At 44.6% G+C, this 14,321-nt stretch carries 13 protein-coding genes; all 13 read left to right on the top strand.

What is annotated here, in order from left to right; all coding sequences use genetic code 11:
* Positions 1–22: 22 nt before the first annotated feature.
* The 13 genes from ACTJLE_RS02950 to ACTJLE_RS02890 all read left to right on the top strand — a co-directional run bounded on the left by ACTJLE_RS02950 (position 23) and on the right by ACTJLE_RS02890 (position 14,283).
* The gene (locus ACTJLE_RS02950; RefSeq protein ID WP_481267356.1) at positions 23–1,204 is read left to right on the top strand and encodes a 3-deoxy-7-phosphoheptulonate synthase; all 1,182 of its coding nucleotides are present in this window, start codon (positions 23–25) and stop codon (positions 1,202–1,204) included.
* Positions 1,205–1,309: 105 nt separating this feature from the next.
* Positions 1,310–1,801 carry a hypothetical protein gene (locus tag ACTJLE_RS02945; RefSeq protein WP_481267355.1) on the top strand — a complete coding sequence of 164 codons (492 nt, stop codon included), beginning with the start codon at positions 1,310–1,312 and terminating at the stop codon, positions 1,799–1,801.
* Positions 1,802–1,807: 6 nt separating this feature from the next.
* Complete coding sequence (gene mtnN / locus ACTJLE_RS02940; protein ID WP_481267354.1) at positions 1,808–2,533, top strand: 5'-methylthioadenosine/S-adenosylhomocysteine nucleosidase; 726 nt, start codon at positions 1,808–1,810, stop codon at positions 2,531–2,533.
* A 251-nt stretch (positions 2,534–2,784) separates the two neighbouring features.
* Positions 2,785–3,981, top strand: coding sequence for a phosphate ABC transporter substrate-binding protein PstS (gene pstS / locus ACTJLE_RS02935; RefSeq protein ID WP_481267353.1), 1,197 nt, complete (start codon positions 2,785–2,787; stop codon positions 3,979–3,981).
* A 118-nt stretch (positions 3,982–4,099) separates the two neighbouring features.
* Entirely contained in the window at positions 4,100–5,047 is a 948-nt protein-coding gene (gene pstC / locus ACTJLE_RS02930; RefSeq protein ID WP_119487353.1) for a phosphate ABC transporter permease subunit PstC, read from the top strand.
* A complete protein-coding gene (gene pstA, locus ACTJLE_RS02925; RefSeq protein ID WP_481267352.1) occupies positions 5,048–6,085 on the top strand; it encodes a phosphate ABC transporter permease PstA in 1,038 nt (345 codons plus the stop codon).
* A gap of 138 nt (positions 6,086–6,223) precedes the next feature.
* Complete coding sequence (gene pstB, locus ACTJLE_RS02920; protein ID WP_119487299.1) at positions 6,224–7,003, top strand: phosphate ABC transporter ATP-binding protein PstB; 780 nt, start codon at positions 6,224–6,226, stop codon at positions 7,001–7,003.
* A gap of 277 nt (positions 7,004–7,280) precedes the next feature.
* The gene (locus tag ACTJLE_RS02915; protein WP_308583281.1) at positions 7,281–8,675 is read left to right on the top strand and encodes an NCS2 family permease; all 1,395 of its coding nucleotides are present in this window, start codon (positions 7,281–7,283) and stop codon (positions 8,673–8,675) included.
* Positions 8,676–9,054: 379 nt separating this feature from the next.
* Positions 9,055–9,576 (top strand): 50S ribosomal protein L10, encoded by a 522-nt coding sequence (gene rplJ, locus ACTJLE_RS02910; RefSeq protein ID WP_481267351.1) that lies wholly within the window; start codon positions 9,055–9,057, stop codon positions 9,574–9,576.
* Positions 9,577–9,673: 97 nt separating this feature from the next.
* Positions 9,674–10,054, top strand: a complete 381-nt coding sequence (gene rplL / locus ACTJLE_RS02905; RefSeq protein ID WP_032814643.1) for a 50S ribosomal protein L7/L12 — start codon at positions 9,674–9,676, stop codon at positions 10,052–10,054.
* Positions 10,055–10,348: 294 nt separating this feature from the next.
* A complete protein-coding gene (locus ACTJLE_RS02900) occupies positions 10,349–11,032 on the top strand; it encodes a hypothetical protein (protein WP_481267350.1) in 684 nt (227 codons plus the stop codon).
* A 230-nt stretch (positions 11,033–11,262) separates the two neighbouring features.
* Complete coding sequence (locus tag ACTJLE_RS02895) at positions 11,263–12,708, top strand: hypothetical protein (protein ID WP_481267349.1); 1,446 nt, start codon at positions 11,263–11,265, stop codon at positions 12,706–12,708.
* Positions 12,709–12,951: 243 nt separating this feature from the next.
* Positions 12,952–14,283, top strand: a complete 1,332-nt coding sequence (locus ACTJLE_RS02890) for an FHA domain-containing protein (protein ID WP_481267348.1) — start codon at positions 12,952–12,954, stop codon at positions 14,281–14,283.
* The last annotated feature ends 38 nt before the right edge of the window (positions 14,284–14,321 follow it).

The raw sequence follows: 14,321 nt of genomic DNA, 5'->3' as shown, positions 1-14,321 counted from the left end.
GTTTTTATAGGATGGTGAACAAATGTCTTCTACAGCTGAGCAGCGTACTTCTCGCGCGGTAAAGAAGGAAGTTGAGGAGGGGCGCAACCCTCTTAACTCTGCGAAGTTCCAGCGCTGGGAGGACCAGGTTGGTGTGGATCGCATTATTAACCGCCGCGTATTGGAGCTGGAGCCACTGCCGACTCCTGCTCAGGTGCTTGGTGAGTTGCCGTTGTCGCCGTATGCGCAGGATATTGTTGCTGAGTCGCGCGATGAGATTCGTGGCTGTTTGAATGGCGACGATGATCGCTTGTTGGTTATTGTTGGCCCGTGTTCTGTGCATGATCCTAAGGCTGCTCTTGATTATGCGAGTCGTTTAGCTAAGTTGCGTTCGGAGCTTGAAGATGAGCTTCTTATTGTTATGCGCGTGTATTTTGAAAAGCCGCGCACGGCTCTTGGCTGGAAGGGTTTGATTAACGACCCGGATATTGATGGAACGCATGATATTCATAAGGGTTTGTTGCTTGCGCGTAAGACTTTGCTTGGCGTGTTGGATGCTGGTTTGGCTGCTGCTACTGAGTTTTTGGAGCCGACTAGCCCGCAGTTTATTGCGGATGCTGTGAGCTGGGGTGCGATTGGTGCGCGTAATACTGAGTCTCAGATTCACCGTCAGCTTGCTAGTGGTCTTTCTATGCCGGTTGGTTTTAAGAATGCTACTGATGGTTCTGTTTCTGCGGCTGTGAATGGTTGCTTGGCTGCGAGCCAGCATCATACGTTCTTTGGTATTGATCATCTTGGTCGCGCTTGTGCTGTGCAGACTCTTGGCAACCCGGACTGCCACGTGGTTTTGCGCGGATCTAGTAAGGGTCCGAATTATGATGCTGCGTCGGTTGCTTCTGCTGTGGCTTCGATTCGTTTGCGTTTGGGAACTGGTTGCGTGGCTTCTAACGGCGTGGTTGTGGATTGCTCGCACGGTAATTCTGGCAAGGATGAGCATCGCCAGATTGAGGTTGTGCGTGAGATTGCGGATCGTTTGGCTGCTGGCGAGCAGGGCATTAAGGGCGTTATGATGGAGAGCTTCTTGCAGGGTGGTAATCAGGATCCTGCTCCTCTTAGCGAGCTTGAGTACGGCAAGTCTATTACGGATCGTTGTATTTCTTGGGAAGATACTGCCGATTTGCTAAGAACCTTAGCTAAATCTGTTGCAACACGCCGTAGAGATTAGAGATTGTAGTAAGATAATCTCAATTTACTTCTACTTGGCTTATATTCCTTACTGTATTTGCTGCCTATTTTGCATTATATTTTGCGTACAAGGGAGTGTGTTGAAATGTATAACGAAGACTTGAATAAAGCGAATAAAGCAGATAAAGCTAATAAAGGTTTTATGTGTAAGGCGCTACCAGTGGTGCGTTATGTGTTGTTTGCTTTGATTGCAACTGGTGTTATTTTGCTTGCTTTTGCGTGGTATCGTGGCACTCATAGTGCTGGGTATACGGTTGTTACGTTTTCTGCTTTGTGGTTTAGCGTTTTTATACCGTTTGTAACTGGAATTGCTTTGCTTGTTTTTGCTAACGGATGGCGTCGCATTGTTGGCACTTTAGTTTGTGTGTTGATTATAGCTGGATCTTTCGCTTTTCTTGCTCTGCAGAATCAAATCATTGCGTTTTTCAATGTTCCTGTTGTGAATCCTTGGTTTGATTTTCAGTGCGACGCATTGCTGAAGATTGCTACTTTAAGTTTTGTTATTATGACTTTAGTATGCGTGTTTTTGGTTAAGAATAACGATAAATGCGTAAGTAGCGAAGTAAAAAAAGGATGATTCTTAATGTCTAATACTGAAAAACTTGCGGAAACTGATATTACTAAAGTTGCTATTGTTGGCGCTTTGGATGAGGAAGTTGCGCATATTGCTAGCGCGCTTGAAAACGTGATTCACGATAAGTCTGCAAGTCTTGACGTATCTTGCGGCACTCTTGACTCGGCGAATGGCAGCAAAATCGAAGTTGCAGCTACGGTTGGCGGAATGGGCTTAGTAAATGCTGCTGCAACTGTGCAATATCTTATTGACGCATACAATCCTCAAGCCGTAATTTTTTCTGGAATTGCAGGAAATCTTAATAAAAATTTGCATACGAACGATGTTGTTCTTGGAAAAACTGTAAAATATCTCGATACTGATATGCGCTTAATTGGCCAGTGGAAGCCGTTTGCAAGCGAGTTTCATTCGGATGATTATCTTCTTAAAGTAGCTAGCAAAGTGCTTACTGATATGAAAATCACGCATATTGCTGGAACGATTGCGTCCGGCGGTTATTTTGTTGATTCGCCAGAAAAAGTTGCGGAAGTAATTGCAGCTACTCAAGCGGATGCTGTGGAAATGGAAGGCGCAGCCGTCTTGCATGTTGCTGCTCGTAACGATGTTCCTGCACTTGTTGTGCGCGCAATGAGCGATAATGCGGACACAAAATACGAGGATTTTCACACTTTTGATATTTCCGAATACGCGGACACGGCTGCAAAAATTACGGTAAATATTCTTCGCAATTTGTGACATTTCGACACGCTGAGGCGGTCGCCGACTTACTTCGCACGCAAGTCGCGCAATCTCTAGCGCCAAATACCGCCATTTTTAGTACTCACTTTATTTTTGCCGGTGCGGTTTAACCCACCTGTTTACGATAGTTGCGTTAATAAAAAAAGATAGGGTAATTTAAGGAAATGCGCCCAATTCGCAAATACGGCTATAGGAACGCGAAAGTGTGGTGGGGCGCAATGCAATTCTTCGCGAAAGGAAAGAAGAATATGCGTAACTATATGAATAAGTCAAATATGAATAAATTGAATACAATCAAAGTAAATACGAATAAAAGCGCTCTTAAGTTCCGTAGTATCGCTGCGGCAGCGCTAACTTTCGGCTTGTGCGCAACTTGCGCTGCTTGCGGCGACAATGTTCCTGCAGACAACAACAACGCAACTGGCGCACAGAATGCAAAAATTTCCGGAAACTTCCAAGGCTCTGGCGCTTCTTCGCAGCAGGTTGCAGTAGAAGCGTGGATCGCAGGATTCCAATCTAAAAATCCTGGCACTAAAATCGCCTATAATCCAACTGGCTCTGGCGCTGGCGTTACTACTTTTATGACGGGAGCCACAGCATGGGCTGGGTCCGATAAATCGCTAAGTGACGACGAAGTAGAAAAATCAAAGTCGGTTTGCGCAAATGGCACTACAGCTTTCGACGTTCCAGTATACGTATCTCCAATCGCTGTAATCTTTAATCTAAAAGGCGTTTCGGATGCTGGAAAACACATAAATATGGACGCTTCTACAATTGCTAAAATTTTCGACGGCAAGATTACGCGCTGGAATGACGATGCAATTAAATCGCAAAATCCTAAGCTAAAGCTTCCAGACACTCCAATTACTGTTGTTCACCGCTCCGATAAGTCCGGCACAACGCAGAACTTCTTAAGCTATGTTAAGGATGCAGCTCCGGACGATTGGTCGCATGATCTTTCTGAAAACTGGCCAAATAGCGTCGGTCAAGGCGCAAAAGGCACTTCCGGTGTTGTGTCAACAGTTCGCATGGCTGACGGTGCTATTGGCTACGCTGATTTTTCGCAAGTTGGAAAGCTCGGCACTGTTGCTGTGAAGGTGGGGGATACTTATAATGAGATTTCTCCTGAAGCGGCTTCGCAAACTTTGGCTGATTCCGAGATTGATTCTGATATTTCGGCAAAATATCCTAACCGCGTTGTTATGAAAATTAATCATAATACGCAAACTAAGGGCGCTTACCCGATTGTGCTGGTTTCTTACGATATTTCTTGCCCGGTTTATAAAGATTCTGGAACTGCTCAGTTTGTGAAGTCTTGGCTTAGCTACGTAACTAGCGCGGAAGGTCAGAATGCTGCTTCTTCTGCTGCTGGAACGGCTCCACTTCCACAAAATTTGGTTGGCAAAATTAACAAGTCAATTAATACAATAAAAATCGGAAAGTAAAATAAAAAGTAAAAACTTTTCGTAACTGATATTATAAAAATATTAGTTAAAAGGAGCATGATTGAGTTCTACGAAAAATACGACAGCAGTTGCGAATAGCGCAAATGATGCTACTAAAATTTCTGAGAGCAATAGCAAAAATTATGCAGGCACTCATATTGCGGATCGTCTTTTTAAAGGCGTGGCTGCAGGCTGTGGCGTGCTGATTTTGATTGTTCTTACTGCAGTTGCGCTATTTTTACTGTTTCGTGCTTGGCCGCTAATAAGCGGAGATCAAGCGCAAGTAAGTCGCGTATTTTACGACTTTACTGGCGGTAAAGCGCACGATTTTATAAGTTACGTAGCTCCTCTTATTTTTGGAACTGTACTTATGTCTGCGCTCGCACTGCTGTTCGCATTTTTCGTTGCAATCGGCATCGCGCTGTTTATTGCGTATTATGCTCCTAAAAAAATTGTTCCGCTTTTAAGCGGAGTTGTTGATTTGCTTGCTGCAATTCCGTCCGTAATTTATGGTTTGTGGGGCGGATTGGTGCTTGTGCCAGCAATGTATCCGTTCTGGGATTGGGTTTCTAAACTTTTTGGTTGGATTCCGCTATTTTCTGGTCCTGTGGCGAATCCTTCCAGAAGTGCTGCAACTGTTAGCTTAGTTTTGGCTGTTATGATTTTGCCCATTATTACTTCGATGGCTCGCGATATTTTCCAGCAGGCTCCTCGCTTGCAGCAGGAGGGCGCGCTGGCGCTCGGTGCTACGAAGTGGGAGATGATTAAGTTAGCTGTTTTGCCGTTTGCAAAGTCGGGTATTGTGTCGGCTTCTATGCTTGGGTTGGGTCGTGCTCTTGGCGAAACAATGGCAGTTTTGATGATTTTGTCTCCTGGATTTACTTTTGGTATAAATATTTTCAAAGCTTCCCAAAATCAAACTATTGCTGCAAATATTGCAGCGCAGTATCCGGAAGCGAATGGTCTTGGCGTAAGTGCGCTTATTGCAACCGGCTTAGTTTTGTTCGTTATTTCTTTTGCAGTCAACTTTATTGCTCGCAAAATTACAGGAAAGGCGGGCGCATAAATGGCGAATCAAATTAATAAATCTAACGAAGGTGCTGTAGATTCTGCAGAAAATTCCGCAGCAAATCGCGCAGAAAATTCCGCAGCTCCTGTTATCGACTTCAACAAATTCCGCCCAACTAGATCTTCTCTTGCAGCGCGCAAACGCAAAGATATGCTTATGCGCGTGCTTATTTTCTTGTCTTTCGTAGTTGCAGTTATTCCTTTGGCTTCGCTGCTTTTAACAACAATTATTAACGGCATTAAGCGCTTAAATCTTGACTTTTTAACGCATAATATGACCTACGTTGTGGGCGGAAATGCCACTGGAACTGGCGGTTACGGCGGAATTTTACACGCAATTATTGGAACTCTTGAAATAACTTTTGGAGCTATGCTTATTTCGATTCCAATTGGAATCATGTGCGCAGTTTACTTAGTGGAGTATGCTAGCGGAAGCAAAATGGCTCGAATAATTAACCTACTAGTTGACGTAATGAGCGGTATTCCGTCAATTGTTGCTGGCTTGTTTGCGTTTTCTATGTTTGCGCTTTTTGCAGGTCCTGGAACTATTAACGGTTTTGAAGGTTCCGTTGCACTTTCGCTACTTATGCTTCCAACTGTTGTAAAATCTTCGCAAGAAATGCTAAAAATTGTGCCGAACGATTTGCGTGAGGCTGCTTTAGCTTTGGGAGTAACAAAGCAGCGCATGATTACAAAAATTGTTCTGAGAACTGCTCTTCCGGGAATTGTGTCTGGATGCATTCTTGCTGTTGCGCGTGTGATTGGCGAAACTGCGCCGCTTCTTATGGCTGCAGGTTTTATTGCTTCCACGAATTTCAATTTATTTGATGGCCAGATGACGACTTTGCCAGTGTATGTTTACCAAGAATATTCTAAACTTTCTGCGAACTGCCCAGCTAATGCGCCGGCTTCTTGCGTAACTTCAATTCCTATGGAACGCGCGTGGGCTGCGGCTTTAACTCTTATTGTGGTTGTGCTGTTACTAAATATTATTGGTCGAGTCGTTTCTAGAGTGTTTGCAGTAAAAGCGAGATAAAGCGAAATAAGTCAAAGTCAATCTGGAATAAAACGAAATAAGCGAAATAAACGAAACAAGCAAAATAAGCGAAATAAAGCAAAACAAGCGAAATAAAGCAAAACAAAGCAAAATAAATTTTTAGAAAGCGAGCATAAAATGGGTCAACGAATTGATGTGAATCACCTAAATATTTATTATGGTGATTTTCTTGCTGTAGAAGACGTGAATATTAATATTGAGCCGAATAAAGTTACGGCTTTTATTGGACCTTCCGGCTGCGGAAAATCAACAGTTTTGCGCACTTTAGATCGCATGCACGAAATCACGCCGGGCGCTCGCGTAGAAGGTCAAGTGCTTCTTGAAGGCCGCGATTTATACGGCAAAGATGTGGATCCTGTGGCGGTTCGACGCGACGTTGGCATGGTTTTTCAGCGTCCGAATCCATTCCCAACTATGTCAATTCGCGAAAATGTGCTTGCTGGAGTTCGTTTGAATAATCGCAAGATTTCTAAGAATGACGCCGACGACTTAGTTGAGTGGGCTTTGCGCGGAGCAAATTTGTGGAATGAAGTAAAGGATCGCTTAGATAAGCCTGGAATTGGTCTTTCTGGAGGTCAGCAGCAGCGACTTTGCATTGCTAGAGCGGTGGCAGTGCATCCGCAAGTTTTGCTTATGGACGAGCCTTGCTCGGCGCTTGATCCTATTTCAACTCTTGCAGTAGAAGATTTGATTAACGATCTTAAAAACGAGTACACGATTGTGATTGTTACTCACAATATGCAGCAGGCTGCGCGAGTTGCTGACTACACAGCATTCTTTAATTTGAAGGCTGTTGGCAAGCCGGGCCATTTGGAGTATTTTGCGGATACTACGACTATGTTTAACAATCCGCGCAATGCCGAAGCCGAGCGCTATATTTCCGGTCGCTTTGGGTGAGTTTTGCGTTGTTTTTTCAGCCGTTTTGCTGAATTTTTAACACTTTTACCTTTGTGAGTTGGTCAGCACGTGCGCGTAAGGTCAGAGCTGTTCGGTTGTTCAAAGCTTTCGCAATTTTCATAATTTTATTTGAGATTTTGTGGTGCTTTTGTTCTTCCGGCGAGTCGCAGTAACCTCTGCGTGAATGCCCAAATGTAATTGCGTCCGCGATTGCTCAAGTGCTTTCGCCGCGCTTTCTATGGTCTTTTGCGCTGTAAAACCAAGGAACAGAGAGTTTATGGAAAAGTTCTTCCATCTCAAAGAAAACGGCACGAATGTATCAACGGAGATCACTGCAGGTCTCACTACATTCTTCGCAATGTCGTATATTATCGTCGTAAATCCAATGATTTTAAGCCAAACTGGCATGCCTAAGGGTGGCGTTTTCCTCGCTACAATCATCGCAGCAATCATTGGTACCCTTGTTATGGGCTTGTTTGCTAACGTACCTTACGCACAGGCTGCAGGCATGGGTCTTAACGCATTCTTTACTTACACAGTTTGCTTCGGATTGCACTTTACATGGCAAGAGGCCATGTGCATGGTGTTCTTGTGCGGTTTAATTAACATTATTATTACCGTTACAAAAATTCGTAAAATGATTATTCGTGCCATCCCGACTTCGCTTCAGCAAGCAATCGGCGGTGGCATTGGTTTATTTGTGGCCTATGTGGGCATGATGAGCGTTGGCTTGATTACTTTTACTTCCAAGGATCCTGCCGCCGCTGCAAAGAGTAAACCAACTGCTGCTATTCCAGGTCTTGCTGTTATGAATAACCCTGTGCTTTGGTTATTCCTTATTGGACTTCTTTTTGCTATTGTTCTTACAGTTCTTAAAGTTCGCGCAAGCTTGCTTATTACAATTATTGCAACCTCTTTAATTGGTATTCCTTTGGGCTTGACTTCTTTGAACAATGCAGTGTCTGTTACTGACGCTTTTGCTCAGCTCCCAACTACTTTCGGCGCTATTTTTAGCGATAAGGGCTTTGCATCTTTGTTTGCTGATCCTGCTCGTTTGCCGCTTGTGTTGGTAACTATCTTCGCATTCTCAATGTCGGATACTTTTGACACTCTCGGAACCTTTATTGGTACCGGCCGTCGCACTGGTATTTTCTCCGAGGAAGACGAGAAGGCTTTGGAGAACGGCTCCGGCTTTAGCTCCAAGATGGATCGTGCTTTGTTCGCTGATTCTATTGCTACTTCCGTTGGTGCAATTTGCGGTACTTCTAACACCACTACTTATGTAGAATCTGCTGCTGGTATTGGTGCCGGCGGTCGCACTGGTTTGACTTCCGTGGTTGTGTCCGTGTGCTTCGCGCTTTCTATTGTTCTTGCGCCTTTTGCTTCTGCAGTTCCTGCTGCAGCAACTGCAGGCGTGCTTGTGGTTGTTGGTTGCATGATGGCAAGCTCTTTGAAGGAAATTGCTTGGGATGATATTTCCGAAGCAATTCCTGCATTCTTTGCTGCTGTATTTATGGCGTTCTCTTACTCCATTTCTTACGGTATCGCTGCAGGCTTCATCATGTACTGCTTAGTTATGACTTGCAAGAAGCGTGCTAAGGAAGTTCATCCAATGCTTTGGATTGTTTCCTTGCTGTTCTTGCTTGATTTCGTTGCTAACGCTGTGCTGTAAAAACCTAGAATGCTGTAAGCAATAAACTTAGGTAGCATAAACTTACAGAGCAGTGAAAATAATGTATTTGAGGGTGTGCAATTGCGCGCCCTCTTTTTATTTATAGTTTTCGCATAAATTTTTATTGACATTGTCTTGATTTTGTATTAAACTTGCCCAACGTAAACCACAGACCGTTGGTGGAGTCGAAAGATTCCTGAAATTGATGCGTCAGGCCAGCACAGGTTGAGCGATGATTTACAGCGCGCTTGCTGTAAGTTGTATTTAGCATGTTTTGCTTCTTATGTTGCTCTGCCAGTGCGCAGGGCTTTTTTATTGCTCTGTTTCTTGAGTTTGATGCCTTTCTTTCGAACTGACGGCCGATTTAGGAAGGAACGCCATGAAGAGGCCCGAAAAGGAAGCGGTAGTTGCAGAGCTTACGGAGTTGTTCCGTAACGCGGACGCTGTCTACCTCACCGAGTACCGCGGGCTTACCGTTCCGCAGATTTCTTCTCTGCGTGAAAAGCTAGGCCGCGATACTTCCTACTCTGTGGCCAAGAACACACTCGCCCGTATCGCCGCTAAGGAAGCGGGCGTTGAAGGTCTTGACGAGATCCTCGCCGGCCCAACTGCAATCACCTTCGTGAAGGGTGATTTCATTGAGGCTGCTAAGACCTTGCGTGATTTTGCCAAAGAGAATAAAGCCCTCGTCGTCAAGGGTGGTTTCGCAGATGGAACCGTTTACGATGCCGAAGGCGCAAAGCAGCTTGCAGACTTGAAGTCTCGTCCACAGTTGCTTTCCGAAATGGCCGGCGCGCTCAAGGGCACCATGTCCAAGGCCGCCTACCTGTTCAACGCATTGCCAACCAAGACTGTGCGTACTATCGACGCTTTGCGCGAAAAGCAGGAAAAGGCCGCTTGATTCCCTTGCAGCTTGCTGCATGAGACCAACCAATAATAAAAATGTTATGGTCGTAAGGCACAACTTGTGCCTGGCCAAGTAAGAAAGGAAGCCAATTATGGCTAAGCTCACTAGTGAAGAGCTTCTTGAAGCTTTTGGTGAAATGACCCTCGTTGAGCTCTCTGAGTTCGTCAAGGCCTTTGAAGAGAAGTTCGACGTCGAGGCTGCTGCCCCTGTCGCCGCTGTTGCCGCTGCTCCAGCTGCTGCTGGCGCTGCTGAGGAAGAGAAGGACGAGTTTGACGTCGTTCTTACCGCTGCTGGCGACAAGAAGATTGCAGTCATCAAGGCTGTGCGTGCTTTGACCAGCCTCGGCTTGGCTGAAGCTAAGGCTCTCGTGGACGGCGCTCCAAAGGCTGTTCTTGAGAAGGCTAAGAAGGAAGATGCCGAGAAGGCTAAGGCTGCCCTCGAAGAGGCCGGCGCTTCCGTGGAACTTAAGTAGTTCTTGTTTTTATCTCTATTCGTGAAATTTATTAGTAGCGAGTAGTGAAAATAGGCGGTGAGATTTATCTCTGCCGCCTATTTTTATATTTAATTGAGTGCGTTTTCGACACGCCGATAACATAACAAGTTTTGCCTCCGGGGTGGTTAAAACAGGTTATAAGGTACTATTGTTTTGTAAAGCGTGTTAAGAAGCGCTTGCTGATATTAATCAGTACACTATTGGAAAGCTAGGTTTTATAGCCGTGCTTTTCTAAAGTAGGGGGCGCATCCCCCAAGGAGAAAGGAAAATAATATGTTAAATAAGAAAGCTCTTGCAGCTTTTGCTGCTGGCGCAACCTTGCTTTCTGGTTTCGCTTTTGCGGCACCTGCTAATGCATTAATGCTGGATCTTGTAAAAACGTTGGAAACTGAGAATTTTACAGCTCCAGCTGATAATGATGAACTTGACCATGTGCTTTTTGGTGGCGGTGCTAGTTCTTCTGCTGGTAGCTATGATGCAACTCCAGCTGCTCCTGTAGCTGATGATGAGACTCCAGCTGCTCCAGCTGATGATGCTGCAACTCCAGGTGCTGATGATTTCAACTTTGATGATTTCAATCTCGATGATTTCAACTTTGATGATTTTGATTTGAGCGGTGTTGAGGATGCTCCTGCTGCTCCAGTTGCTGATGATGCAACTCCAGCTGCTGCTGATGATTTCAACTTTGATGATTTCAACCTCGATGATTTCAATCTTGATGATTTCAACTTTGATGATCTTGATTTGAGCGGTGTTGAGGATGCTCCTGCTGCTCCAGTTGCTGATGATGCAACTCCAGCTGCTGCTGATGATTTCAACTTTGATAATTTTGATTTCAGCGATGTTGAGGATGCTCCTGCAGCTGATAATGCAGCCCCTGCACCAGCGGTTAAGCATACCGCTCCTGTGGGAGCAGCGAAGCGCCATGGAAATCCTGCTGTACCAATGCGTCACTAGTTTGTAAAATTAAATATCGCGTTTATTCTTTGCATAAATAAGTGCATAAATAAGTTTGAGATGAACGTTATTTTTTCGGCTTTGTGGTGCTATTTGCGTCACAAAGCCGAAATTGATATATGAGTAAAAAGGCTATGGGGGGTTTGCGTAATTTATTATCCCTCAAAGCATATGTGATATACGTAATCGTAAAAAATATACGTAATCGTGAGAAAAGAAAGGAAGATGAAATGTTAAATAAGAAGGCTATTGCAGCTTTTGCTGCAGGCTCTACATTAGTTTCTAGCGTGGCTTTTGCTTTGCCAGCAATGGCTAATGGCGCTGTTGCAGCTAAAGCTGCTACTGTTTCTAATACTGCTGCTTCTGTAGATGCTGCCCCTGTGACTGCAACTTCTGCCGCTGCTGATGATTTCAATTTTGATGATTTCAATTTTGGCGACATCGATTTTAGTGACATTGATTTAAGCGATGTCGACGCTTCTGCTGCTCCTGCGGCTGAGACTCCTGCGGCTGAGACTGCTGCTGATTCTGATGATTTTAATCTCGATGATTTTAATCTCGATGATCTTGATTTGAGTGGTGTTGATTTGAGTGGTGTTGATTTGAGTGGTGTTGACGCTTCTGCTGCTCCTGCAGTTGAGACTCCTGCGGCTGGTACTGCTGCGTCTGAGACTCCTGCTGATTCTGATGATTTTAATCTCGATGATTTCAATTTTGATGATCTTGATTTGAGCGGTGTTGATTTGAGCGGTGTTGACGATTCTGCTGCTCCTGCTGATTTCAATGTTGATGATTTTAATCTCGATGATTTCAATTTTGATGATCTTGATTTAAACGAAGATAACGCTGCTGAAGAAGATGCTGCTGAAGAAGACGTTCCATCTGCTCCTGCTGTCACCTCTACTCCTAAAGTTACAGAAGTTAATGCCAAAGACATTAAGAGATTTAAGAATATTCTTAACAATGATTTGGTAGATAGCAAGGGTGAGAATCTCTTTAACAGTAATTTTACTAGTGATTGGCTTAAAAAGTTCCGTGAGCAGGAGAAGAAGGATAATGAGAATCCTGCGCCTGCAAAGCAGGATGAGAATCCATCTGCTACTCCTGCAGCTCCTGCAGTAACTCCTGGCACTTCTTCTGAGCCTGCAAAGCCGGCTGGCACCACAACTAAACCTGCTGGTTCTACTGAAGGTGGCGAAACCCCAAAGGCTGATACTACTCCTGCAAAGCCGGATGATCATAAAACTGAGACTCCAGCTCCTTCTGCTTCAGGTACGACCACGAATACTGGTACTACCGAAAAGCCTGCTGGTACTGCAACTACACCTACTGGCAATACTCCAGCTCCTGCCAATCCTTCTGAGCCTGCAAAGCCGGCTGGTGCTGCAACTCAACCTGGTAATACTCCAGCTCCTGCCAGTTCTACTGAAGGTGGCCAAAATTCTGCTCCTTCTACTCCTAAGCAAGGCGAACATGAAGCTGGTAGCACTGGTAGCACCGGCACCGTCGGTAGCAACGGCAACACTGGCACCACTGGTAGCACAGGCACCGACAGCAACAGTGGTAAGGATAAGAAGGATACGCCTGCTCCCAAAGTCAATCTAGGTCTTGGCGATTTCTCTGCTCCGGGTAACGACAGTGATTGGGGTGGCCTTTTTGGCGGCGGCAAAAACTAAGCCACCAATAAGTCTTTGACTTATAAATTATTTACAGAATTGGCTTTGTGAATATTCGCTAAAGCTTTTAAGTTTCAGCTTAATTGCTATTGGCGTTTCTTCACAAAGCCATTTTTCTTATCCCAAAACTCATTTTCCTTAAAACTTATACATAAAATAATCAAATTCTTATAAAAACTAGCGCAATATACATAAAGCATGACACAATAGTGTGTAGTGTGTTTTTTGAAGGGAGCAGGTCACGTGAGTGAGCGACAAACCGTGCAGCGCTGGATGATTACAGTAGGTGGTGTCGAACAGGCACGTGTGGGTGCTGGACAGTCGGTAGAGATTGGCCGCAAACCTATACGCCCATTGCGCGAGGATGGATTTAAGCGCGTCGACATAGTAGACAACAAGCGTTCTATGTCAAAAAGGCATGCGCTTCTTATTGTTGATAATCGTGGAGTAGCAACAATTCGCGATTTGCATTCAACAAATGGAACGTACTTGGTTGGAGCAAATGGAGATTTGCTTAGACTGGAGCCGGATGTTGATTTCCAGCTTCCAGATAGCTTAATGCGCATGCAATTTGGCGATGTGCCAGTTGATTTTGTGCGCGTAGAAGAAGAAGCTCCTGATGCTGATCAAAAAAATGAAGTGCGAAATTTGTTCTCGTATGCGACTGACGATTTGCACGATGAGCCGGCTGCATCAGGCTTATCGGTAGATCAAATTCTTGATTTGCGTGCTGGAGAGCCTACTGGCATTTTCCATGCGCAATCTGTTGCGCAGCCTGGATTGTCGTGGCAGCAGGGTGAGCAAAAATCTCCTCTTGATAATATTTCTCCGGTTAATCATGATGTAACGTTCCCTGTAGTTCAAGAACAGCAGGAACAGCCGGTGGAACCGCGTAATTTGTTTGATGATGCTAAAGCTTTGCACACTGAAACTCCTGTGCAAGAAGAAGTTGAATCTGACGTTTTAAATAATGATCCTATTAAAACTGAAAGCAACAACGCAAATTACGATTTCGCATCAACCAATACGAATGTTGAAAGCGAAAGCAACGTAAATAACGCAAGCAGCGTAAATAACGTAAGCAACGTAAATAACGCAAGCAGCATAAGCAATATCGGCACTATCGATAACGGCGTATCTAATAGCATATCTAGTGACATTGTTAGTAGCGTCGATGCTAGCGCAAGTAACGCAAGCAACGTAAGCAACGTAAGCAATATTGGCAGCATCGACACCAGCATCGACACCAGCATCGACACCAGTATTGATGAGCCTTACACTCCAGCATTTGAGCCTGGCTCAGTATTTGAAAAGGTGTCAAAGGGAGAATTTGACGCCCAGCAGCAAATAATTGAGATTGATGGATACACTTCTCAAGAAGCCAAAGAAAGCAATGATTTTTCAAGGCAATTTGAAATGGCTCAGTATCCTGAGTTTCTCCCGTATTTGGCTGCAAATACTGGATTATACGATGATTTATATGCTTGGCTTGCAGCACAAGGTAACGCAGAAGTAGATTCTGCTCTTGCGCGTAACAGCGGTTATAGCGCATATCGTAAAGCTATTGAACAGTAAGCAAGTTTAACGTAAGCAAGTTGAACAGTAAGCAAGTA

Source organism: Gardnerella sp. CCPDSM (assembly GCF_056754715.1).
Note: the sequence above shows the minus strand (reverse complement) of the source record. Positions and strands in the feature narration are given on the sequence as shown.